Consider the following 21,475-nt stretch of genomic DNA (forward strand, 5'->3'; position numbering starts at 1 on the left):
TGGCGATATCTCACTATCAATAGGCTTTCGCGGCATAAACCGCTCGATCAGGCTGGATGATTGACCACAAAATGATACCCGAGGAATTTACACACTAATATGGACTTGACTTGGGGAATTGGCCCTACAAATATCAGCCTTACTGAAGTATCATATTGGAACCTATTAAAATTATAAGTCTTAAACTCATTATAGCCTTTTACTAGTTTTATTCTATTAACATCTATATTTAAATCTTTAAATATTTGATAGACAATATTATCTTTAATGCTCAAATCTCCTAAGACATAAACATCCCCATTAGGCTGGAAGTTATCTATCTCTGGAGTCAGCTCCTCAAGTCCTATTGATTTTAGATAACTCCTCAACTCACTAATCGATCTAGCACCAATAATTCTTTTCATTACTATTTTTGTTGCGTCAGATGCAACGTCAATTTTTAACTCGTTATCCAGAAGCATTATATACCTCCTTCAAACATATTTAATCTCTCTTCTATTATTTCATCGGTCCTTTTCTTGATTGCCTTAAATTCAGAATTCAATAATACGAATTGATTACCAATTTCGATTTGTTTTTCCATACTTATTTTTGGAATCTTAATCCTTTCAAGGTCTCTAATGCTAATTGTCTTCATAGTAGAACCCTTAACATATTTCTCTATTTCTCTTAAACCTATCCTACTTTGTAAGTAGGCAGTGAGGAAATCTTTGTTTATTTTATTTTCATCAATTTCTAAAAAAAATAAATTTCCATTCGCTAACACATTAGTCTTCAGTTTACCAACCGAACCTATTTTAAAAGGTGATAATCTAGAAACAATAACTGAATTATCTTTCAGAAAATATCGCTCATAAGATTCGTTTAAATTCTTTAGGTATGGTAAATTTCCATCTAATATTCCATCTTGAAAATTTTGTAACATTAAATATTGATAATCTGTTGGTTGAACTGAAGTCATTTCTTCTAGGTCTTTTTTACTAATGGTGTGACCCCTGTTAACTGATTTTACTACATCCTTCAATATAATGCTTTCTTCAAATGGAAACTCTTCTACGGTATATCTTAATGGATCAAGGGTAAAATCTTCTTCTATAAGTTTTTTTGAATCTACTATTTTACTTATACTCGATTCCTTATCTAGTGCTTTTACAATTTTTTTAATATGCTCTTTTTCTAACACATGCCTATATTTAATATCTGAATAAAGTTTTGTTGCGTCAACAAATTTTATACTTTCATTATTATGGCTAAATACAACTAGGTATATAGGAATAGCAGTGTAAGCTAATAAGTTGCTAGGTAATGCTATAACAGCCTCAACCTTACCTTTATCAATTAATATCTTCCTTACATCTTGATGATTATCGCTATATAAAGGATTGCCATTCATAAGCATTACGAATTTTTCATAGCCTGTATTTTCAATTACATCTAAAGCAAAAACCCATGATGAGTCAATCGGTCTAATATGATTCTTATAAACTGATTTATCAAACTTAAAATCTAGTATATTTTCTAATTTTTGTCCTGATATTTTCAATCCCATAGGCATATTCATAAATGTTTTATTAGCTTTAAATTTACTTAAATCATAAGTAAATATATCTTTATGCATTATGTCTTCTATTGGAATATCAAATAATTCTAGTAAAATACATGATAATTCGTAACTTTCTAGATTAATTTCAATACCAGATACATCAGATGTTTTTGATGCACTTAATAAAGTTGTTCCTATTCCTGAGCCAACATCTAACAACACGTCTTCCTTTTCTAGAGATAGTAATTCTAACGATAAATCAATTACAGATTTAACCGTAGTATGCTCTCCTCCGCCTCTCCTACCAATTGATTCAGATAATAATCCTATAATTTCAATGATTTCATCAATGTTAAAATCCTTAATAGAATTAAATTGCTCTAAATAGTTGTTATTACCTTCATAAATAGATCTTATTGTATATTTAATATTTTCATCTTCAAATCTTTCCAAGATTTCATCTAATGAATTAGTTTTTAACCTCCTACTTAAATAATAATTCACTATAAAAATATAGATATACTCTTCCGAACTAACCCTTGCCCTTAAGTTATCCATTACTTCATATACATCTTTCTTTCCCATTCAATCAGCCTCCTAATATTTGTGATAAAACAAGCTCTTTTTTATCTTGGTTTAACTATACCAAATTACATTATGATTGTCAATGGTTTATTTATACCAAATTTTTATAGGTTCAAATAGTCTCTTTATATTTATTGTGAAGCCTATAATTTTTTAGTGAACTTCAATATCCTATTACGGTAAACCGCCGTTTCAGCTTATAAGCTACTATAAAAGAGGAGTATTTTTCTTTCTCCCCCTAATATCAATATAACTCTATCAATCTAACTATACTCTATATAGTTAGGTTGTCTTTTTGACAAGTCTAGACTTTTCCTTTTTGCCATTCTAGAATTATCAAAATCACCATTCTTGACTTGTCCTTTTGAAAAGTCTGAACCCTTAAATGCAAAAATCAGCAAGCTTTTTCTTCCTTGCTGATTCTTACTTCTTCCTTATTTTCTTGTGTCTCCACTAACTAGGTCTACTACTACCGAAACCTTAAAATGCTTTTTTAGCACTTTTTTCTTGAATCCCTGCCCATCTTCCTCAAAAACAAAATAGTCATGAAATAGCTTAAATCTCAGGATTTCTACATAGTTTCTCTTTGTATCAACGCTATGCACTCCACGTGCATTGTCTGGGAAAACATATCGCAGGCTTTTATTTTCTTTAGTTCGAAACCGTATTCTTTTAGTCTCTTAATATCCCTTGCCATGGTACTGGGATTACAGGAGATGTATTGAACTTTCTTTATACTGCTTTTTCCGATAACCTCTACGACTTTTTCATCTAGGCCTTTTCTTGGCGGATCGAGTGCTATAATATCGAACTCTTTTTCTTTTAACAACTTCTCGATGACTTCTTCACTTTTTCCGCAGATAAAATCTACATTTTTAATACTATTTAGCCTTGCATTTTCCTTTGCATTTTCAATGGCTTTCGATACAACTTCTACTCCTGTTGCATGAGAGGCTTTTTCTGCATAGTAAAGAGAGGTTGTTCCGATTCCGCAGTAAAGGTCTAGTATTTTTTCATCTCCCTGAAGTTCCATTTGACTTCTCGCTTCTTCGTATAGTTTTATCGTATTATAGTGATTGACTTGAAAGAAGGATTCCGGAGATAAGCGGAACTTCAATGATCCGATGGATTCTGTAAATTCTTTTCGTTGAAAAACGAGTTTTGGGTTTCGAATACCCGGCTTTCTTGGATTTTTATTTACACTATGATAAATTTCTGCTAAAGCTTCTATCTTTTCCATTGCTTTAAAAAGTTCTTTTCGTTTTGGAAAATCTTGGGTCATTGTAGTCACTGTAATCTGCAGATCCTCTCCATTGCTTCTTAAGGTAATATTTCGAATAATCCCCTCTTTTAATGGAGTTTCATAAACTTCATCGAATACACTCTGCAGCAGGGCTATATTTTCATCGATAACCGGCAAAGCAACGGGACAGGATTCGATATCAACCAGCTTATGGCTTTTTCTGGAATAGTAGCCGATTCTCCCCTTTTCCATTTTTAATTCTATTTTGTTCCTGTAATGAGCCGGTTCTTCCATTCCTATAATCTCTATATCAGAAATATTCTCTCCTCCGATGCGGTTAACTGCATTTAATACGGAGTTTCTTTTTAAATCCAGCTGAGCCTGATATTCTAAATTTTGAAGGGTACAGCCGTCGCATTCTTCAAAATAAGGACAGAAGGGTTCTGTTCTATCTGGATTTTCATTTAAAATCTCTGCTATTTCTCCATAGAGTATCCGTTTTTTTTCATGGATATTTTTAACACAAATACGGTCTCCCGGTACGGCACCTTCTATAAAGTAGACACGGCCTTCGTTTTTTCCGATGCCCTGCCCTTCTACTGTACTATCTATAATATCAAGAATTATTTCCATTCTTTTCTCCACCTTTCTCTTCTCTTTTATTATAAGCTATCCCAGTGAAAAACAGAAAATATAATACTCTTTTCTTGACTTCTTAACGAATATCTCTGATACTTAATATAAAATACGTAAAGGAAAAAATATGAATATAATTTATAAGACCATTCTTAAGATCATGGCATCTCCCAAAATAAGTATAAAGTCTGACTATAAATGGATTCGAAAGGTTCAGAACCTCGTTAACAGCATTCCTATTAACCCCTATCAGGTTATGGAAAGGGTCATTCTTTCTAAAGACGAAGATCATGAGATTCCTGTGCGGGTCTTTAAACCAAAAGAACAGATCAGCGATGAAGTCATTCTCTTCTTTCATGGAGGCGGCTGGGTTATTGGAAATATCGACAGCTATTCCTTTGTCTGCATGAATTTAGCGAATGAAACTGGAAGGAAGGTGTTGTCTGTAGACTACCGTTTAGCCCCTGAAAACCCGTATCCTGCAGGCCTCGAAGACTGTCTTCGGGTCACTGAAGTGTTATGCAATTATTCCGAAACCTTTTTAAAGATCCCTTATGAAAAGATCATTTTAATGGGAGATTCTGCCGGAGGAAATCTTGCCGCAGCAGTTTCGCTTATTTTAGGCAGCAAAAACAAAAAAAGACCCTTGAAACAGGTACTGCTTTATCCGGTAACCTGGTGGGATCATACCACGAATTCTCCATTTCCTTCTATTAAGACAAATGGATACGATTATGGTTTAACCTCTAAAAATGTTCAGGATTATATGGAGCTTTACTGCCCCGATGTAAAGAAAAGAAAAAGCCCGACAATAGCCCCGCTTTTAGCAAAGGATTTATCTCACCAGCCGGAAACGTTTCTTTTTTCAGCTCAGTATGATCCTTTAAGAGACGAAGGAGAAGCCTACGCGCAGAGGCTTGCAGAGGCCGGCGTCCCGACGAAGCTTTATCGTATGGAAAATGCAGCCCACGGGTTCTTTACTCTGCCCATTGCCAGTCCCTTTGTAAAGACATTTTACGATCATGTAAACCGATTTTTAAATAACTAAAGGAGTTCGTCATGAAAGAGTGGGTAAAACTCGACAATGCCTCCAATATTTTTCTAGCTGCACGAAGCGGCCTTGATACGAAAGTCTTTCGCTTAACAGCGAATATGGATCACGCCGTTGATCCTTTTGTACTGCAGAAAGCTTTAGACCAGACTCTGGAGAAATTTATACTTTACCGCAGTGTGCTGCGAAGAGGATTCTTCTGGTATTATCTGCAGCAGAGCGATCTCAAATCCTCTATTGAAAAAGAAACAGAAATCCCCTGTGCTCAAATCTACCATTACGACCGCAGGGAGCTTCTTTATCGAGTCCTCTATTATGAAAATAGAATTCATTGCGAATTCTTCCATGCATTATCGGACGGCACAGGTGCTCTATGGTTTTTCCGGGATCTAGTGATCAACTATTCTTTAATCCTTCATCCGGAACATGAAAAAGCTGTACGAGGTGCAGATCCCTTTAAAAAGAAACAGTTTTACGAAGACAGTTTCTATGATCATTTCGACCATAAAAAAGAATCTGACTATATTAAGTCTGCCCGATCGGCTCTCTACCATTTCACAAGGGGAGCAAAAAAAATCGCAAAACCTTTTCTATCACAAAGCCCTAGAACAAACCGTAAAGTTCTTCATATTCGAGGAAAATACACACCAGATCATCGAATGAATATTGTAGAGATGATTGTCCCTGTTAAAAAAACTCTGGAAATTTCTAGAGAATACCGTGTTTCTATGACTATTTTTCTAACAGCTTTGTTTATGGAATCAGCCTATTCTATCTACGGAAAAGACAAAAACATTTCCCTCAGGATCTCTGTTCCTGTAAATCTTAGACAGTTTTTTCCTTCGAATTCTGCAAGAAATTTCTTTTATACAGCTAAGCTTTCCTATCCTTTTACTAAAGACTATGACTTCAAAGATCTCTGCAGATCTTTAAAAGAACAGCTGATCCAACAGACGAGAATTGATTACATTGAAGAAAAGGTTAGAAAGCTGGTTCAATCGGAGAATATTCCCATCGGAAGAGTCCTCCTAAGACCGATAAAAGACTTCGCCCTTAGACAGATTAATCGTCTAAACAATCGCGGGCTCACTCTTTCCATGTCAAATCTGGGTAAACTGGATATTCCGGAGGAACTGAGAGAAAGCATTATCGATGCGGGATTTTTAACAGCCACAGTAAGACCCCAGTTTTGTATGATCAGCTACGGCGACCGCTTAACAATTACATTCACATCCCCATTCGTGGAGAGAAAAATCGAAAGAGATTTTGCCGAAAAACTTCGAAAATTCGATATTCCTATAACTATCAGAGCCAATGAATTGTACGATTAGGAGATTATTATGAGTTATTGCAAAAAATGCGATGTGAAAATCCAAGGAGATCAAGACTACTGCCCTCTTTGCGATGAATGGTTGGAAGAAATCAAAAAAGAAACGAATCCCTATCCGAATATTCCACTAAAATTCAACCGCTATAAACTGACAAATGTACTTTTATTACTCTCCTTCCTTCTTGTGGTGGGCTTACTAGCCATTAATTATTTTTTCTTAAATAGAGAAGGAGAAGTTTTTCAAGCAATTCTTATAGGTGTAGCTACTCTATGGCTTAGTGTAACTATATTGATCAGAAAAAGAAGAAATATCGCAAAGAGCTTTCTTTATCTTTTAGTTACTTTAAATCTTTTAGCGATCTATACGGATATTATCAACGGGTGGAGAGGCTGGTCCTTAAGCTTTGCCCTTCCTTTTTCTTGTATCATTGTACTGTTTGCACTTGTGCTGTCTTTGAAATTTGTAAGACTGTCTCTTATCGATGGGCTTTTGTATCTTATGCTGGCTGCAGTTTTAAGTGTTATTCCAGGAATACTTTTACTGCTGGGAATCGCGAAAAGTCCTGTTCCTGCTTATTTATCCACTTTTTTAGGAATCTCTTTGCTCCTTTTTACTTTAGTCCAGTATGGAGATCTTATCACCCTTGAAATCAAGAAACGATTTCGAATCTAGGAGAATACAATGCATGAATTTGACGAGTTTATAGAAAAACATGAAAACCCGAAACACAAAAAGCGTTTCTGGGAAATTGTCCGCTGGATCGATGAAAAACATCCTCAGCTCAAAAGAGAGATCAAATGGAACGAGCCGGTCTATTCGGATCACGGGACATTTATATTGTCTTTAAATATAACAAAGAATCATTTGTCTATCTGTCCCGAAAACAAAACGATTCAAATATTTGAAGAAGAGTTAAAGAAGAGAGAATATGGCTATGGAATGATGATCGTTAAGATTAAATGGACACAAGACGTTCCCTATGATTTAATCGAAAAAATGATCGAATTTAATATCGAAGAAAAAAAAACCATGCCGGTTTTTGGCGTAAGAACAATTAGAACATAGAATTATAAGGAATTACAATGGAACAAAAAACAAACTCTTTAAATAAAAAAGCCTATATCAAATATATCTCTTCCCTGCTCTTGTTTGGGACTAATGGTATCATCGCAAGTTTTATCCTTCTTCCAAGCAATGATATTGTCTTTTTAAGGTCTCTTATAGGGAGTATTTTATTGCTGCTGATTTTTCTCGCAAGCCAAAATACATGGACCTTTCTAAAATACAGAAAAGACATATTCTTTGCAGTCTTATCCGGTGCTTTCATGGCTTGCAGCTGGTCTTTTCTTTATGAGGCTTATCAGCAGATCGGGGTCAGCTTAGCAACGCTTCTTTATTACTGCGGTCCGATTATCGTTATGGCAATCTCTCCTGTTCTTTTTAAGGAAAAGATTACCCCTCGTAAATTAATCAGTATCCTGATTGTCTTGTTCGGTGTTTTACTCATTAATAGAGGTGCTTCCATAAGCGGGCTCTCTTTTTTCGGAATACTTTGTGGTATACTCGCCGCTTTCTTTTATGCATTTATGGTGATATTCGGCAAACTGGGAGAGCGTATCGGCGGATTTGAAAAATCTGTTATCCAGCTGATTTCTACATTCTTATTCGTTCTTCTCTTTAGAGTTATCACAAAAGGCTTTAGTTTTGAATTCAGCGGAGGAAACTGGATTCCTATTCTTTTATTAGGCCTAAGTACTGGGATCGGATGTTATCTATATTTCTCTCCTTTAAGCAAAATACCAGCCCAGACTATTGCCATCAGCGGGTATCTAGAACCTTTATCGGCAGTCCTTCTTTCTGTCCTTATATTAAGGGAAAGAATGCTTCCTGTACAGATTATAGGTGCAGTCTTTATCCTCGGAGGAGCTATCCTTGGAGAAATACGTTTTAAAAAGAGTGACAGAAAGATTATAGGCTATAGGGAGTAGGTTATAGGGGTGGATGTTTTTTTCGCTCTGCTCAAAAATCTTCTTATTATAAGAGATACGTATCCTTAGCGTTCTTCTTCTGAACTCAGCTCTCTATTATAGGCAATAAAAAAACAGTGCATGTCCCCTATTGCACTGTTTTTTGAATATATAAATATTATCTTTTTGAGAATTGTGGGCTTTTTCTGGCTTTTTTCAAACCATACTTCTTACGTTCTTTCTTACGAGGGTCACGTGTTAAGAATCCTGCTCTTTTAAGAGTAGAACGTAGCTCTCCATCTACATCTAGAAGGGCTCTAGAGATTCCATGACGGATCGCACCAGCTTGTCCAGTGTATCCACCACCTTTAACATTTACTAAAACATCGAATTTATCAGTGTTTTCTGTTAATGTTAGGGGTTCTCTAGCGATTGTTCTTAATGTTTCAAAGTTGAAATACTCATTTATATCTTTATCATTGATTGTAATTTTTCCTGATCCCGGTACAAGACGAACTCTGGCTACAGAAGTCTTTCTTCTTCCGGTTCCTAAATATTGTGTACTAGCCATTTATAACTCCTCCTATTTCGCAATCTCAAGAACTTCCGGCTGCTGTGCTTCATGGTCATGGTTTGGTCCTGCATAAACTTTTAATTTTTTATACATTTGTCTTCCTAATGGTCCTTTTGGAAGCATACCTTTAACAGCAAGTTCGATCACTTTTTCCGGTTTCTTTTCTAATAATTCATCATAACGGATTGTTTTAAGTCCTCCAGCATATCCTGTATAATATTTATACTCTTTTTGCTGTAACTTATTTCCAGTTAAACGAATTTTGTCAGCATTGATTACGATAACATAGTCTCCAGTATCCATACTAGGAGTATATGTTGGCTTGTTCTTTCCTCTTAAAACACTTGCAACATTAGAAGCAAGTCTACCAAGGACAACATCTGTAGCATCTACTACATACCATTTTCTTTGGATGTCTCCGGCTTTCGCCACATAGCTTTTCATGATTACCTTACCTTTCCTTTTTACAATATTTTGACTACTTAGACATCGCTGTCAAATAGCGATTCTATTCCGACCGAGGATTTATGGGTCGCACACTCGGCAGCTGGCGACTTTTGGATATTGTTCAAAAGGACAGGGGCGACCTTTTCAAACACCGTAATAGTGTAACCTAAAAGACCTCCTGTGTCAAGAATTTTACTCCTTCTTTTCTTTTTCATCCTCTAGAGCCGCTTCCAGCTGGTTTACATTTTTTCTTAAAGCTCTTTGTTCCATAAGAGATAGAGTCACAAGTGCGATTAATGAACCTAACGCGACTGCTCTAAGGGCTAAAATAATAGTATTAATCCGATTGACTTCAGCATAATGTACATCCGTTATGGTATCCAATGTCTTTGTAGGAACTCCGATAAACAAAAGTCCAATAACATTTCCATTGTCGTCAGAGATAGGCTCATAGGCTGTATAATAGTTCTCTCCCAACACATCTGCTTCGCCAATATAAATATCCCCATTGAGTACTGTTTCATAAGCTTTGTGATCTTTTCCAAGATAGGTTCCTGTGGCACGCTTGTTATCATTCATAATATTCGTAGCAATTCTTCTAAAATTATCATTTTCCCGAACGAAAATCGTTACCTGGTCTCCTAAATCCTCCATCACAGAATCTACGAAGTTTGTATCTTCTTCAATGCTGTTTCCGTCTTTATCGAGAAGAGTCCCTTTTCCTGCAGTGAGCTTTCCGTAATTCCCATTCATATATTTTCTTGTGAGTATAATATTGTTTTCCATATGCCTTGTCAGCAAATTTGTTTTTATATTTTCGATCTCTCTGTTCGTACTGGAATATCCTAACAGCCCAAAGATCAAACTCGCTATTAAGGCAATCATTCCCGCATAGGAAATCAATGCTTTTTTATTTATTTTCATCTTCCTATCCCTCCATTACTTGTGATCTATCGCAGCGAATATTTTCTTGAAACCCAGCCAGGCAAAACATGAAATTGCCGCTATCGTTCCCAGCTTTCCGCCGATTCCTATATATGCATTGCTTGCCGTTACAAACAAAATTCCAGTCATCAGAGAAATAACCGCCATTTCAAAAACATTTAAAGCGTTTTCCACTGAGATCATTCCGGCATAGGAAGCGCAAGTTGCTGCAGCTGCCAGTACATTTCCATATTCTGGAAAGAAATGAGGCAGCGTAAGGCCTGCTGCTAGTGTTATGATAGCAGAAGCTATGACTCCTCCTCTTTTTATAATATTCGATGCTGTGTAGGTAAGCATTCCTGCTGCTACAGACACCATAAGTAAAACAACGTCTTGCATATGTTCCTCCTATCTGAAAAAATCGATGAGATTTTTTGTAATAATCGTCGATAAAGCAGCTGTTGTTCCGCCTTTTCCACCAATTCCCGCATAAATTTCAGCTGTAGAAATCAATATAATCCCCACAATAAAACTAGCTAACGAAGCAGTCTGCAGGGTTGGAATAATATCAATAGAACTCATCCCCACAAAGGAGGATGTATATGTAATCCCTGCCAAATCATTGGGCAAAAATACCGCCGCTACTACTCCCACCAGACCATTGGCTATAATCGCACCATAGCCCATCTTATGATTGATGTACCAAGTAATGGTTACACCAGCAAAGGCGCACAAAAGAATATATATATGTTTTTTAGTGATCTTCATCCTTTTCATCTCCTTCTATCAGCTGAATTAAATGATCGATTAAACTTATAGCAAATAACCCTCCATAAACTAAAACGATTTCCGTTTTGTGAAAATTCGAATTCTTTATTGCTGTAGATACTAATAATCCTCCGCCTGTTGCAATAAAGGCCAAAAATCCCAACACACGTGCCAGGTTTTTATTCACGATTTTCCGCTTCATTAAACTCCCTCCCACATTAAATTGTTATTATAAAGACTATACTTCGCGTTATATTATACGTTACCGTTATATTCAGTTAACTAAAACGCTTTCTATCCAAAGGATATTGTATTGTGTAACTTCTATTGTATAAAAAAAATCTTGGGGAATCAATGATAAGAGTAAATTATAACTATTTCGTATCACTATATAATCTATTTTATAAATAAAAAAAGACCCTCACGGGTCTTTTAAGCTTCTATTAAAGCCATCCATAATCCAATCCCTGTTTCTATTGTCTCGTCTGGGAATTCATACTCATCGCTGTGAAGAGGAGGATAGTCTTCCCCGATCCCTAGATAAAAGAAAACTGCAGGAGCAAAATCTCCATATACACCAAAATCTTCGCTTCCTCGGAAAGCTTCTTCCATAAGTTCTGTTTTAAAACCGGCTTTTTGAAGATTTTTTACCGACTCTTCTGTAAGATGAGGATCGCAGCAAGTTTCTCCAAATACATCAAATTCCTCATATTTTATAGAAAGTCCTTCTCCAAGTTCTTGTGCTTTCGCAATGATCTTATCTTTAAAGGTTTGTAAATCTTTGCCGGATTCGCTGCGTATAGTCAAAGATAAAACACCTTTGCCTGGATTAATACCGAAGTTTTTGCCTCCGCAGGCGATTTCTACTATAGTACAAAGAACAGGATTTTGAGTCCTTCTGCCCTTATATTCCACCTTTTTCAACTCGTTGAAAGGCTCTAGAAAGCTTACAAGTTCTGCCATTGCAAAAACGGGATTCTTCCCTTTCTCAGGTTCTGATGCATGGGACTGCCTGCCTTGAAAATCAATGCTCAGCCCTTGGGAAGCAAATTGAGATACTCCCGGCTTGTAATAAATCGTTCCTTTTTTTAAGCCGGCCATATTGTGAAGTCCAAAAACTTTGTCGATTTTCTCTTCTTTAAATATAGGCGTACATAGCTTTGCCCCGGTTCCGTTTTCTTCTGCAGGCTGAAATAAAAATATAATATTTTTCCCGAATTTTTTTCCTTCTATTTCAACTATCGTTCCTGCAAGAATTGCAGAGTGTCCGTCATGACCGCATCCATGGAAAAGTTCTCCCTTGGAATTCAATATGGCATCATGGTCGGCACGAATGAGAATCGTTTCAGAGGCCCCTTCTTCTCTATGAACACAATAGAACCAGTCTCCTTTATCCACAAGTTCTATCGAGGAGTTTTCTACAATAAACTTCTTTAATATTTCACGACTTTTTCTTTCATGGTTTGAGGGCTCTGGATGGCTGTGGAGTTTTTTTCGCAACGCTATAATTTTATCTAATTCTTTCATAATTCCTCTTTTCTAGGTTCTGTTAATTTTAACTATATTATAACTCATCGAAAAATATAAAACCCCCTAAATCCATATCACCTCTATCCATTCTCCTCTTTGAAAAACTTCTCTTCGATTTTCCATGGAAAAAACAGCTTTTTTCTTTTTTAAAAGCTTCTTGTCTTTCAAGTTTTCTCCCTTTAAAGGATAAGCAACAAAATGACCTTGTTCGCATTTTATGTACATCAGGCTATGTTGTTTTTTGTATAAAGAAGCTTTCATATCTTCCCCTAACAGAACCTTCTGAAGTTTTCGAGCCTTCCTCCCTTCTGAAAAAAGCTGCTCTACTATCCATACAAGGGAAGATAAAAAACCATCCGGTGTATGAGGCAAGTGAAAGACTCCCTTTCCTTTGTACATACAAAGACCCATAACTTCTTCTCTTTGATTCTCATACAGGGAATATACTTTTCCTTGACGGCTTTTGATATCGTCTGCGATGAAAAGATCCGTGTTTTGTCTTTCCTCTTCTAAAAGATCTATACTAAATTTTTCATGACATATTTTGCATTGTACGGGAAACGATTCTAAAAGACCTTTATAGATTCCTATATTTTCTGTCGAAGTGGAGATCATTATTATTCTTTTTTTCTTTAACTCCTTCACATTTTTTATTTCTGCAATTTTTAAAAGAGGAATTTCTTCTTCTGTCAGAACTGTTCCTTTTGGAAAAAGAAGATCTCCTTTCTCAAACAATTGTCCTTTTGGAAGGAGTTTCTCTTTCTCTTTTTTTATATCGATTATTTCTGCATGGCAGCTGCCTGCTTCATCTCTCTTTCTTTTAGCATCTTTTCTTATGCTAAGCGGAATAATAGATCCTTTTTCCCTTTTCTTATCTAAACTTGAAGCTTCTTTTAACGGCAGCCCAAACGAGGCGTATAAATCTTCCTGCAGGATGCTTTCCTTTAAATCTTCTACCTCAATCCTCTCTTCTCTATAGCCCTTTATTTCTTCTAATACTTGGCAGATCCTTCTATGTTCCATAATCAGCGGCATACTCTTTAACCTTCCTTTGTTTTTTCTAGTTGCAATCCATTTCATCTCGAAAAGGTTTTCCTTACAAGAGCACTTCTCTCTTTTACGTTTTCTCATTCACTGTATTTTTATTTATATAACGATTTGATTTTAACGAAAGAAGGATAAATTGTCAAATAAAAAACAGTTCCTTTATTCGGAACTGTTTTCTCTATTTATCCAAGCCATCATAAAACGGATTTCATCGTAGTCGATCTCCTCCGGCAGAGCTTCCTTTATGGGTTTTAAACGATACGTGTCTAATTCTTGCTGAACGCTTTGAATCTGCTCCATTTTTTCAGGAGAAACAAAATCCTCTATATTCACACTGTATCCTTCTTTAAGAGCCTGAATCAAATGTCCGCAGACAGTCGTTTTCTTTAGAGAGCGGATTCTTTGAATTTCTTCTATATCCAAACCTGACTGGTATAGCTGAAAGGTTACAAGATAGCTGGGTTCGTCTTTGTTCGCAGAAGAATTTATAATTTCTACTTCTTTCTCTGTATTTTCCCCTTCCCAAATTCCTAAAATTCTCAATACCTCTTCTCCGATACTGTCTCTTTTTCTTTCGCCGATTCCGTGGACTTCTAAAAGCTCTTCAGAAGTCTTCGGCAAAACCTCTACCAATGACCTGAGTGTCGCATCCGATGCGATTACATAAGGAGGTACCTGCTCCTCTGAGGCTTTCACCTTTCTCCAAGCTCTGAACACTTCGAAAAGTTTTTCTTTCTCTGGTGTTAAATCAAAGACCCTCGCAGATGTTTTTTCTGCCTTCGCCGAGTAGACTTTTTCTTCTTCCTTTCGAAAACGCATTATAACAGGAGTCTTGTCTTTTAATACTTCGCTGCTTTTTTCATTTAAATGAAGGATCGGAAATTTTCCTTGTTCTTTTGTGACGATTTCCCTTTGGACGAGTTCATCAATCATCTGAACGATTCTTTTTTTATCGTACTCTTTCATAAGCCCATGAGTTGATATTTCATCAAGCTTAAGTTCCCGAATTCTTTTATTCCGGCTTCCTTTTAAAATATCCGCTATTAAAGAGGCACCGAAACGCTGGCCGGATCGATAGATACAAGAAAGAATCTTTTTGGACTCTATTGTAATATCCTCTTCTATAAAAGAGCTGTCGCAGTTTTGGCAAAATCCGCATTTTCCATCCGGCTTTTCATTGAAATATTCGAGTATATAATTTCTCAAGCAGCCGTTTGTATTTGCATAGGCAACCATCTGATCCAGCTTTTCATATTCTTCTTCGTCACTGTCGTTTTGATCTAATAGAAACTTCTGAATCCGAATATCTCCCGGGGCGAAAAGAAGAATGCCTTTGAATTTTTCTCCGTCTCTTCCCCCGCGTCCTACTTCCTGATAATAGTTTTCCATCGATTTTGGAAGATTATAGTGAATGACCTTGCGCACATCCGGCTTGTCGATCCCCATGCCGAAGGCTAAAGTCGCCACCATCACCGGAAGCTTATCATATATAAATAGATTCTGCATATCTTCTCTTTCTTCTTTTGAAAGGCCTCCATGATATTTCGAGACTGGAAATCCCTTGCGTTTTAAGAAAGTATAGACTTCCTCCACAATTTTTCGTGTAGCACAGTAAATAATCGCCGACTCTCTTTTATCCAGCTCTTCCAACAGATACTTGTTTTTATCAACATTGCGCTCTACTACAGGATAAAGATTATCCCGATCAAAACCTGTTACTTTTATAAAAGGGTTTTCTAAAGACAGCTGCTCTATAATATCCTCTTTTACCCGAATCGTCGCCGTTGCAGTAAAAGCGCCTACTACAGGCCGGGGATGGATTTCTTCTATCAAATGATAGATGTTGCGATAGCTGGGTCTAAAATCATGGCCCCACTGGCTAATACAGTGGGCCTCGTCTACTGCAACGAAAGAAATCTTCTGTTTTGAAAGCTTTTCTATAAAACCCTCCACTTCCAAACGTTCTGGAGAGATATATAGTAATTTTACCTCCCCTCGGTATACCTTTCGAAGCACATCGATATAAGTCTTCTTGTCTAAGGAAGAATTCAAAACCTCTGCGGCGATTCCATTTTCTTTAAGGGTCTGAACTTGATCTTTCATTAAGGAAATAAGAGGAGAGATAACAAGGGTCATCCCTTCAAACAAAAGAGCCGGGATCTGATAGCAGATACTCTTCCCGGATCCTGTAGGCATAATTCCCAAAGTATCCCTTCCCTGTAAAAGATGGTCTATCGTTTCCTCTTGACTCTCCCTAAAATTTTTATATCCAAAATACTTCTGCAGACATTCTAAAGCTTCCATAGTTCCTCCTAAGTTCTTTCTGCTACTAGTATATCAAAGCCCTTGTAATATTTCAGGAAGAAACTTTTTTTAACTCTTTGCCTCGGTCCCGATAGGGATCCTGCCTGACTGCCCTAGGCATGCCGCCTAGCCGCCGAAAGGCGTGCTGCCCATTTTCCGCACACAAAAAGCGAAGAGAATATTCTCTTCGCTTTTCTTATTATGTATTCTGTTTTTCTTACTCTGGTTGAGCTGCTCCTGTAGGACATACAGATTCACATGATCCGCAATCGATACAAGCATCAGCGTCGATTACATAGATATCTCCTTCTGAGATACATTCTACTGGACATTCTGGTGCACAAGCTCCACAAGCGATACATTCATCAGTAATTTTATAAGCCATAATTTTCCCCCTATTAGTTTTATCCATATGGATATATTTGATATATAAATCCTATATCATTTTTATTATAGCATATCTTTGGAAAAATACAACACTCAAAAAAATTTAATAAAAAACCGATACAAAATATTAAACCTTTTGTATCGGCGAAAACATCTATTTTACTTCTTCGAGATGTTCGAAAAAATAATTTTTAATCAACACATTATCCTCTGTGTTTACTTTTACTGAAACAATTTCTGTAAGGGTTTGAACATTCATCACTTTCCCCTCTCCATCCGGAGTCATAATCGCCTGCCCTACTCTCGGAAGACGTTTATTTTTTTCTTTATAAACTTCTTCTTCGTATTTTAAGCAGCACATCAACCTGCTGCACAAACCGGAAATTTTAGTGGGATTTAAGGAAAGAGACTGTTCCTTGGCCATCTTTATGGAAACCGGCGCAAAGTCGTCTAAAAATCGATTACAGCAGCACTGCTGGCCGCATCCGCCGATACCGCCGACAATCTTCGCCTGGTCTCTCACCCCAATCTGGCGAAGCTCGATTCGTGTTCTAAAAATTGACGCCAAGTCTTTTACCAGTTCTCTAAAGTCCACTCGGCCATCGGATGTAAAATAAAAAATAACTTTATTATTGTCAAATGTATATTCTGCATCCACAAGCTTCATATCCAATTTATGTTCTTTTATTTTTATTTCGCAAATATCCAAAGCATCCTTTGCTTTTTTGCAATTTTCAGAATGGATATATTTATCTGCCTCGTCGGCAATACGAATCACCGGTTTCAATTCCGATACCAGTTCCTCTTTTTTAATTTCTTTGACGGGAACAACTACTTTCCCATATTCGATTCCTCTAGCTGTTTCTACAATTACCGGATCCCCGATTTCCAAATCAAAATCATTGGGTTCAAAATAATAAATCTTTCCGGTATGCTTGAACCGAACTCCTGCAACTTTAACCATTTGCAACCTCCATTATATATATAAACAATTCTTCTAAAGATAATTGATAATTTGCATTTATTTTAAAATTTTTACGGACCTCTTCTGTTTTAAGGATCATTTTGTCAATATTTTTCGTCTTAGACAGTTTATCATAATATCCGTAATTTTCAGAGTAAATCATTTTTTCGGAAATTCCTTTTTGATATAAAAACAAATCTCCTAAAAATCTTTCTGTATAATTTAATAATTCCTCTTTCTCGTCTTTTAAAGCATCGAATACTTCTTTGCCTCTCGGTATCGCTAACAAATCTCCTTTTAAAACATCAAAGATAATCTCATTGACTTCCATCATCGCTTTTTTCTGATCTTGATCTTCTAAATAGGAAAATATCCGGCATCTTGATACTACAGTAGGCAGCAGCATTCGTTTTGATAATGAAGTCAATATCAATATTCCATAACCCGCAGGCTCTTCTAAAGTCTTGAGCAGGGCATTCGCTGCTTCATTTCCCATTTTATGGGCATTTGGAATAAACACGATTTTATAAGGGGCTTCTAGAGGCGATGTGCTGAAAAAGCGAATCACTCCCCGAATTTCATCAATAGAAATTATTTTTTTCTTTGGGATCAGCTCGTAAAAATCTCCCAGACTTTCATGGTTGAACTTCTCCTTTAATAATAAATTCTTCCCATTTTCTGTAAGAATACTTTCTGCCAGCTCCAGCCCTTCTTTTCTTGTATTCTCTGGATTCTTTCCTTCTAAAAGATAAGCATGAGAATACTTCTCCTCTTCTAATTGCAGCTTCAGCAATGGATGTTTCATTAAAACCTCTGGAAATCAGTCATTGGAAGGACAAAGCAGTTTACATTTGTAGAATGTTCGTCTTCTGGCTCTTTTTCTCTGCTGTCGCTGATAAGTCTTAGAATTCGTATAACATCTTCTACCTTTTCGTCTTCGACGCCAAGGAGCAGAGTAGAGTTTCCTTTTTTCAAAAATCTGCCTGTAGAGGCAAATTTAGTTGTACGATATCCGTAAGCGCTTAAGGTTTTTATGGCATCGAATGTCATATCTTCTTCAACAACGGCTAATATAAGTTTCATAATTTCCTCCTTAGAATCTATAGTGTTCCTCCACATCAAGAACAAATACTGTAGCTCCTCCTATATGTACATCCATGGGCATAGGCATAAACGGTTCTTGAGGACTGGTCAGATTCACCATAGAAGCTGTAGTATCCCTTGACTCGCAGTTTTCTTCAATAATACGCAGAACCTCTTCTACCCGTTCCTTTGGTGTTCCAATAAGAAGAGTACTGTTTCCTGTCTTCAGGAATCCTCCTGATGAGGCTAATTTTGTCATATGGAATTTATTTTCTGTCAGATCGTCTCTAAGAAGAGAAACATCTTGATCCTGTACAATTGCTACTACTAATTTCATTCTATTCCTCCTAACTGAAGATTAAGAATCTTCATCACTCGTTCGTAAACTTCCTCTACACTGCCCGAAGCATCTATTCGTATAAAAGTGCTGTCGTTTCTATATTGCTGTAGAATTGCTTGATAACCTTGAAAAACTTTCTGATGAAAACTATCCATTTCCTGTTCTAAACGATCCGGTTTAAAATTCTCTCTTTTTCTTTTTATGGATAAGATGGGATCGATATCGAAAAATAAGACAAGATCCGGTTTTACCTCTTGGATCGCAAAATCATTGATCCCCCAAATAGCATCCGCACCTAATCCTCTTCCATAACCTTGATAGGCAATGCTTGAAAGAATAAACCGATCGGATAAAACAAGTCTCTTCTCTTTGAGTGCGGGACGGATCCATTGATCGACATGCTGCGCTCTTGCTGCAGCATAAAGAAGGGCTTCTGTTCTAAATGACAGCTCGCCATTTTCCGGATCCAATAAAAGATTTCGGATCTTTTCCGAGATCTCCGGCCCGCCAGGTTCCCGTGTTTTTAAAAAGTCGATCTTTCTTTTTTCTAAATTCTCGCATACCTTATTTAATATTGTACTTTTTCCGGATCCATCCGGTCCTTCAAATGTTATAAACATCCTATCACCACTTTTTATATCGTTAACTATATTCTACCTTAAAAACAGCTTTTAACAAAACAAAAAAAGCGAGGTTGCCCCCGCGCTTTTTAAGAAATTATTCAGCATCTTCTTCATCTGTTTCTTTTGTTTCGTCAACAGTCGGAACATCTGCTGCAACTTCTTCTTCTGTTTCTTCAATAACTTCTTCTCTTGGTTCAGATAAAGCAGCTATTAATTCTTCAGCTGGTGTTAAGATTTCAATATTTTCGTCGTTGAAAATATCAAGATCTGATACGAAGATATTATCTCCGATTTGCATTTCTTCAACACTTACTACTGCTTCATTTGGAATATTAGCAGGAGTACATTCTACTTCGATTTCGTTTAGTGTCTGCATTAATACAGATGGCTGAACACGAATTTCGTCTCTTCCTTCCAATACGATAGGTACATTAACACGAAGTTTTTGACCTTTTTTAAGATGTAAGAAATCAACGTGAACAAATTGGTTTTTGAAAGGATGCTTTTGTACATCTTTAAAAAGTACTTGATATCTTTCTCCGTCAATCATTAAGAAAACAATATTACTTGTTCCTGCTTCACGATATACTTTCGCTAAATCTCTTTCTTCTACTTGAACCGGAATCGGTTCGTCTCCCTTTGAATATACGATACCTGGGATTATTTTTTCTGCTCTAAGCTTATTAACTTTATTTTTACCTACGCTCTCTCTTTTCGCGCAGTTTAGAGTAAAGTCTGCCATGGTTAGCGCCTCCTTATATCAAAATTAAAAGATTCATACTTACGTATTATATCAAGGACCCTTGAATTTAGCAAGGTTTATGGCAAATTTTATTGATCCTTTAGCCGCTGTTCCGACCCAAAGAAACATTTACATCCTTTATACTATCTGAAGCAAAATCAGAAAGAGAACACCGGGTATACCAAATATCCCTGCTATCAGCGCATTGATAAAGGTAATAGCTATACTTACTCCGAACAAACCGCCGATTACATTAAAAACAAGAAGCGTAATGGCTCCTGCAAGAGCATTAAACACAAGTCTCACTAAAATTTTAAAGGATAAACTGAATATTTTCCCAAGACCCATAAGAATAAATATTCCTAGTATAGTTCCACCTACTAATAGAATAATGTCCATAATATCTCCTTTCTCTTTACTGATAGTTTAGCATATCCGCCTCCGTAGTTATCCTCTAAAAATACACAATATTTCATCAATTTGCTGCTAAATGAGTTTTAAAGAAAGAGTGGGAGTGAAAGAGTGAGAGAGTAAAGTTATGGTGGAAACATGGAACGTGTTTCCTCATATGAGAGAAAGCCGTTTTTATAAATCGTATATTATAATAGGTATCGAGGATTTTTGGAGGAAAGAAACAAGCTTTTTGTTTCTACAATAATTTCTCTTTTCTCTTTTCTATCTTCTCTTTTTCTAAACTTTTCTATAAAGAAAAAAGAGAGATGAAATCATCTCTCTGCATCTTATTTTACTAATTCTAATACTTTGTCTTTTTGTAAAGCTCCTACTGAGGTTTTTACAACTTCTCCGTTTTCAAATACAAGTAATGTAGGAATACTCATTACTTGATATTTCATCGCTAAGCTTTGATTTTCGTCTACATTTACTTTGCAGACTTTAAGACCTTCATGATTTTCAGAAGCTATTTCGTCAATAATTGGCGATAACATTTTGCAAGGTCCGCACCATGATGCCCAAAAATCAACCAATACTTTACTTTCTTTGGCGTTTAATACTTCTTCTTCGAAATTATCATTTGTAATTACAATTGCTCCCATAACAGCCTCCTATAATTCTTCAATCATTTTGATTAAATCTTCTTTTCTTTTCGCCCCTACTGCATATTTCTTTTCTTCACCATTTAGAAAAACAAGAAACGTGGGCTTGGATAAGACGGAATACTTCTTCGCTACTTCTCTATTCTCGTCGATATTGCATTTGCAGACTTTTATGTCTTCTCTCTCTTCAGCTATTTGATCTATAATCGGATCCATAACTTTGCAGGGACCGCAATGGTTCCCCCAAAAATCTACCAATATTTTAGTATCGGCGAGATTTATCACTTCTTCATCGAAATTATTAGCATCTACTATCGTCGGTTTCACATAT

27 protein-coding genes are annotated in these 21,475 nt (G+C 36.4%); 5 read left to right on the forward strand and 22 right to left on the reverse strand.

What is annotated here, in order from left to right; all coding sequences use genetic code 11:
* Nucleotides 1-47: 47 nt before the first annotated feature.
* The 3 genes from ACTQ46_RS05940 to rlmD form a co-directional block, all read right to left on the reverse strand.
* Complete coding sequence (locus tag ACTQ46_RS05940) at nt 48-461, reverse strand: hypothetical protein (protein WP_441748045.1); 414 nt, start codon at nt 459-461, stop codon at nt 48-50.
* Entirely contained in the window at nt 461-2,128 is a 1,668-nt protein-coding gene (locus ACTQ46_RS05945) for an N-6 DNA methylase (protein WP_441748046.1), read from the reverse strand. The genes ACTQ46_RS05940 and ACTQ46_RS05945 overlap by 1 nt, the downstream gene beginning before the upstream one ends.
* 571 nt (nt 2,129-2,699) lie before the next feature.
* Complete coding sequence (rlmD, locus tag ACTQ46_RS05950) at nt 2,700-4,004, reverse strand: 23S rRNA (uracil(1939)-C(5))-methyltransferase RlmD (protein ID WP_441748048.1); 1,305 nt, start codon at nt 4,002-4,004, stop codon at nt 2,700-2,702.
* Between the two features lie 130 nt (nt 4,005-4,134).
* Between rlmD and ACTQ46_RS05955 the strand changes: the two genes are divergently transcribed.
* The 5 genes from ACTQ46_RS05955 to ACTQ46_RS05975 are packed head-to-tail and all read left to right on the forward strand — an operon-like array spanning nt 4,135 to nt 8,377.
* The gene (locus tag ACTQ46_RS05955) at nt 4,135-5,055 is read left to right on the forward strand and encodes an alpha/beta hydrolase (RefSeq protein WP_441748050.1); all 921 of its coding nucleotides are present in this window, start codon (nt 4,135-4,137) and stop codon (nt 5,053-5,055) included.
* Between the two features lie 11 nt (nt 5,056-5,066).
* Nucleotides 5,067-6,389, forward strand: coding sequence for a hypothetical protein (locus ACTQ46_RS05960; protein WP_441748052.1), 1,323 nt, complete (start codon nt 5,067-5,069; stop codon nt 6,387-6,389).
* Nucleotides 6,390-6,398: 9 nt separating this feature from the next.
* Entirely contained in the window at nt 6,399-7,061 is a 663-nt protein-coding gene (locus ACTQ46_RS05965; protein ID WP_441748054.1) for a DUF6320 domain-containing protein, read from the forward strand.
* A 9-nt stretch (nt 7,062-7,070) separates the two neighbouring features.
* Nucleotides 7,071-7,454, forward strand: coding sequence for an iron chaperone (locus tag ACTQ46_RS05970; protein ID WP_441748056.1), 384 nt, complete (start codon nt 7,071-7,073; stop codon nt 7,452-7,454).
* Nucleotides 7,455-7,471: 17 nt separating this feature from the next.
* The gene (locus tag ACTQ46_RS05975; protein WP_441748058.1) at nt 7,472-8,377 is read left to right on the forward strand and encodes a DMT family transporter; all 906 of its coding nucleotides are present in this window, start codon (nt 7,472-7,474) and stop codon (nt 8,375-8,377) included.
* A gap of 157 nt (nt 8,378-8,534) precedes the next feature.
* Here the strand turns inward: ACTQ46_RS05975 and rpsI are convergent, their stop codons facing one another.
* The 19 genes from rpsI to trxA (ACTQ46_RS06070) form a co-directional block, all read right to left on the reverse strand.
* On the reverse strand, nt 8,535-8,927 hold the full coding sequence (rpsI, locus tag ACTQ46_RS05980; RefSeq protein ID WP_441748060.1) for a 30S ribosomal protein S9: 393 nt from the start codon (nt 8,925-8,927) through the stop codon (nt 8,535-8,537).
* A 12-nt stretch (nt 8,928-8,939) separates the two neighbouring features.
* A complete protein-coding gene (rplM, locus tag ACTQ46_RS05985; protein ID WP_441748062.1) occupies nt 8,940-9,374 on the reverse strand; it encodes a 50S ribosomal protein L13 in 435 nt (144 codons plus the stop codon).
* 195 nt (nt 9,375-9,569) lie between these two features.
* Nucleotides 9,570-10,301, reverse strand: coding sequence for a Cache 3/Cache 2 fusion domain-containing protein (locus ACTQ46_RS05990; protein WP_441748064.1), 732 nt, complete (start codon nt 10,299-10,301; stop codon nt 9,570-9,572).
* Between the two features lie 15 nt (nt 10,302-10,316).
* Nucleotides 10,317-10,700 carry a hypothetical protein gene (locus ACTQ46_RS05995; protein ID WP_441748066.1) on the reverse strand — a complete coding sequence of 128 codons (384 nt, stop codon included), beginning with the start codon at nt 10,698-10,700 and terminating at the stop codon, nt 10,317-10,319.
* Nucleotides 10,701-10,709: 9 nt separating this feature from the next.
* Nucleotides 10,710-11,069: a hypothetical protein gene (locus ACTQ46_RS06000; protein WP_441748068.1), complete on the reverse strand. Its 360-nt coding sequence runs from the start codon at nt 11,067-11,069 to the stop codon at nt 10,710-10,712.
* Nucleotides 11,056-11,271, reverse strand: coding sequence for a hypothetical protein (locus ACTQ46_RS06005; protein WP_441748070.1), 216 nt, complete (start codon nt 11,269-11,271; stop codon nt 11,056-11,058). The genes ACTQ46_RS06000 and ACTQ46_RS06005 overlap by 14 nt, the downstream gene beginning before the upstream one ends.
* A 230-nt stretch (nt 11,272-11,501) precedes the next feature.
* Nucleotides 11,502-12,596, reverse strand: a complete 1,095-nt coding sequence (locus ACTQ46_RS06010) for a M20 metallopeptidase family protein (RefSeq protein WP_441748072.1) — start codon at nt 12,594-12,596, stop codon at nt 11,502-11,504.
* A gap of 66 nt (nt 12,597-12,662) precedes the next feature.
* Complete coding sequence (locus ACTQ46_RS06015) at nt 12,663-13,679, reverse strand: hypothetical protein (RefSeq protein ID WP_441748074.1); 1,017 nt, start codon at nt 13,677-13,679, stop codon at nt 12,663-12,665.
* Nucleotides 13,680-13,805: 126 nt separating this feature from the next.
* Entirely contained in the window at nt 13,806-15,950 is a 2,145-nt protein-coding gene (gene recQ, locus ACTQ46_RS06020) for a DNA helicase RecQ (RefSeq protein WP_441748075.1), read from the reverse strand.
* A 217-nt stretch (nt 15,951-16,167) separates the two neighbouring features.
* Nucleotides 16,168-16,335: a DUF362 domain-containing protein gene (locus ACTQ46_RS06025; RefSeq protein WP_441748077.1), complete on the reverse strand. Its 168-nt coding sequence runs from the start codon at nt 16,333-16,335 to the stop codon at nt 16,168-16,170.
* Nucleotides 16,336-16,491: 156 nt separating this feature from the next.
* Nucleotides 16,492-17,301, reverse strand: a complete 810-nt coding sequence (locus tag ACTQ46_RS06030; RefSeq protein ID WP_441748079.1) for a PSP1 domain-containing protein — start codon at nt 17,299-17,301, stop codon at nt 16,492-16,494.
* Complete coding sequence (locus ACTQ46_RS06035) at nt 17,294-18,106, reverse strand: hypothetical protein (RefSeq protein WP_441748081.1); 813 nt, start codon at nt 18,104-18,106, stop codon at nt 17,294-17,296. The genes ACTQ46_RS06030 and ACTQ46_RS06035 overlap by 8 nt, the downstream gene beginning before the upstream one ends.
* On the reverse strand, nt 18,106-18,384 hold the full coding sequence (locus ACTQ46_RS06040; RefSeq protein WP_441748083.1) for a cyclic-di-AMP receptor: 279 nt from the start codon (nt 18,382-18,384) through the stop codon (nt 18,106-18,108). Before ACTQ46_RS06040 ends, ACTQ46_RS06035 begins: the two co-directional genes overlap by 1 nt.
* A gap of 10 nt (nt 18,385-18,394) precedes the next feature.
* Entirely contained in the window at nt 18,395-18,721 is a 327-nt protein-coding gene (locus tag ACTQ46_RS06045; RefSeq protein WP_441748085.1) for a cyclic-di-AMP receptor, read from the reverse strand.
* Entirely contained in the window at nt 18,718-19,344 is a 627-nt protein-coding gene (tmk, locus tag ACTQ46_RS06050; RefSeq protein ID WP_441748087.1) for a dTMP kinase, read from the reverse strand. Before tmk ends, ACTQ46_RS06045 begins: the two co-directional genes overlap by 4 nt.
* 97 nt (nt 19,345-19,441) lie before the next feature.
* Complete coding sequence (locus tag ACTQ46_RS06055) at nt 19,442-20,089, reverse strand: 50S ribosomal protein L25 (protein ID WP_441748088.1); 648 nt, start codon at nt 20,087-20,089, stop codon at nt 19,442-19,444.
* 138 nt (nt 20,090-20,227) lie between these two features.
* A complete protein-coding gene (locus ACTQ46_RS06060) occupies nt 20,228-20,488 on the reverse strand; it encodes a pro-sigmaK processing inhibitor BofA family protein (protein ID WP_441748090.1) in 261 nt (86 codons plus the stop codon).
* A gap of 341 nt (nt 20,489-20,829) precedes the next feature.
* Nucleotides 20,830-21,144, reverse strand: coding sequence for a thioredoxin (gene trxA / locus ACTQ46_RS06065; protein ID WP_441748092.1), 315 nt, complete (start codon nt 21,142-21,144; stop codon nt 20,830-20,832).
* Nucleotides 21,145-21,153: 9 nt separating this feature from the next.
* A complete protein-coding gene (gene trxA, locus ACTQ46_RS06070) occupies nt 21,154-21,471 on the reverse strand; it encodes a thioredoxin (RefSeq protein ID WP_441748094.1) in 318 nt (105 codons plus the stop codon).
* Nucleotides 21,472-21,475 lie beyond the last annotated feature (4 nt).

This window comes from Gallicola sp. Sow4_E12, from assembly GCF_052116305.1.
Lineage (GTDB): Bacteria > Bacillota > Clostridia > Tissierellales > Peptoniphilaceae > JBQKLI01.

Coding starts and splice junctions, on each gene's coding strand:
- ACTQ46_RS05940 (WP_441748045.1), bottom strand. CDS start 461: ATGCTTCTGGATAACGAGTTAAAAATTGACGTTGCATCTGACGCAACA.
- ACTQ46_RS05945 (WP_441748046.1), bottom strand. CDS start 2,128: ATGGGAAAGAAAGATGTATATGAAGTAATGGATAACTTAAGGGCAAGG.
- rlmD (WP_441748048.1), bottom strand. CDS start 4,004: ATGGAAATAATTCTTGATATTATAGATAGTACAGTAGAAGGGCAGGGC.
- ACTQ46_RS05955 (WP_441748050.1), top strand. CDS start 4,135: ATGAATATAATTTATAAGACCATTCTTAAGATCATGGCATCTCCCAAA.
- ACTQ46_RS05960 (WP_441748052.1), top strand. CDS start 5,067: ATGAAAGAGTGGGTAAAACTCGACAATGCCTCCAATATTTTTCTAGCT.
- ACTQ46_RS05965 (WP_441748054.1), top strand. CDS start 6,399: ATGAGTTATTGCAAAAAATGCGATGTGAAAATCCAAGGAGATCAAGAC.
- ACTQ46_RS05970 (WP_441748056.1), top strand. CDS start 7,071: ATGCATGAATTTGACGAGTTTATAGAAAAACATGAAAACCCGAAACAC.
- ACTQ46_RS05975 (WP_441748058.1), top strand. CDS start 7,472: ATGGAACAAAAAACAAACTCTTTAAATAAAAAAGCCTATATCAAATAT.
- rpsI (WP_441748060.1), bottom strand. CDS start 8,927: ATGGCTAGTACACAATATTTAGGAACCGGAAGAAGAAAGACTTCTGTA.
- rplM (WP_441748062.1), bottom strand. CDS start 9,374: ATGAAAAGCTATGTGGCGAAAGCCGGAGACATCCAAAGAAAATGGTAT.
- ACTQ46_RS05990 (WP_441748064.1), bottom strand. CDS start 10,301: ATGAAAATAAATAAAAAAGCATTGATTTCCTATGCGGGAATGATTGCC.
- ACTQ46_RS05995 (WP_441748066.1), bottom strand. CDS start 10,700: ATGCAAGACGTTGTTTTACTTATGGTGTCTGTAGCAGCAGGAATGCTT.
- ACTQ46_RS06000 (WP_441748068.1), bottom strand. CDS start 11,069: ATGAAGATCACTAAAAAACATATATATATTCTTTTGTGCGCCTTTGCT.
- ACTQ46_RS06005 (WP_441748070.1), bottom strand. CDS start 11,271: ATGAAGCGGAAAATCGTGAATAAAAACCTGGCACGTGTGTTGGGATTT.
- ACTQ46_RS06010 (WP_441748072.1), bottom strand. CDS start 12,596: ATGAAAGAATTAGATAAAATTATAGCGTTGCGAAAAAAACTCCACAGC.
- ACTQ46_RS06015 (WP_441748074.1), bottom strand. CDS start 13,679: ATGAAATGGATTGCAACTAGAAAAAACAAAGGAAGGTTAAAGAGTATG.
- recQ (WP_441748075.1), bottom strand. CDS start 15,950: ATGGAAGCTTTAGAATGTCTGCAGAAGTATTTTGGATATAAAAATTTT.
- ACTQ46_RS06025 (WP_441748077.1), bottom strand. CDS start 16,335: ATGGCTTATAAAATTACTGATGAATGTATCGCTTGTGGAGCTTGTGCA.
- ACTQ46_RS06030 (WP_441748079.1), bottom strand. CDS start 17,301: ATGGTTAAAGTTGCAGGAGTTCGGTTCAAGCATACCGGAAAGATTTAT.
- ACTQ46_RS06035 (WP_441748081.1), bottom strand. CDS start 18,106: ATGAAACATCCATTGCTGAAGCTGCAATTAGAAGAGGAGAAGTATTCT.
- ACTQ46_RS06040 (WP_441748083.1), bottom strand. CDS start 18,384: ATGAAACTTATATTAGCCGTTGTTGAAGAAGATATGACATTCGATGCC.
- ACTQ46_RS06045 (WP_441748085.1), bottom strand. CDS start 18,721: ATGAAATTAGTAGTAGCAATTGTACAGGATCAAGATGTTTCTCTTCTT.
- tmk (WP_441748087.1), bottom strand. CDS start 19,344: ATGTTTATAACATTTGAAGGACCGGATGGATCCGGAAAAAGTACAATA.
- ACTQ46_RS06055 (WP_441748088.1), bottom strand. CDS start 20,089: ATGGCAGACTTTACTCTAAACTGCGCGAAAAGAGAGAGCGTAGGTAAA.
- ACTQ46_RS06060 (WP_441748090.1), bottom strand. CDS start 20,488: ATGGACATTATTCTATTAGTAGGTGGAACTATACTAGGAATATTTATT.
- trxA (WP_441748092.1), bottom strand. CDS start 21,144: ATGGGAGCAATTGTAATTACAAATGATAATTTCGAAGAAGAAGTATTA.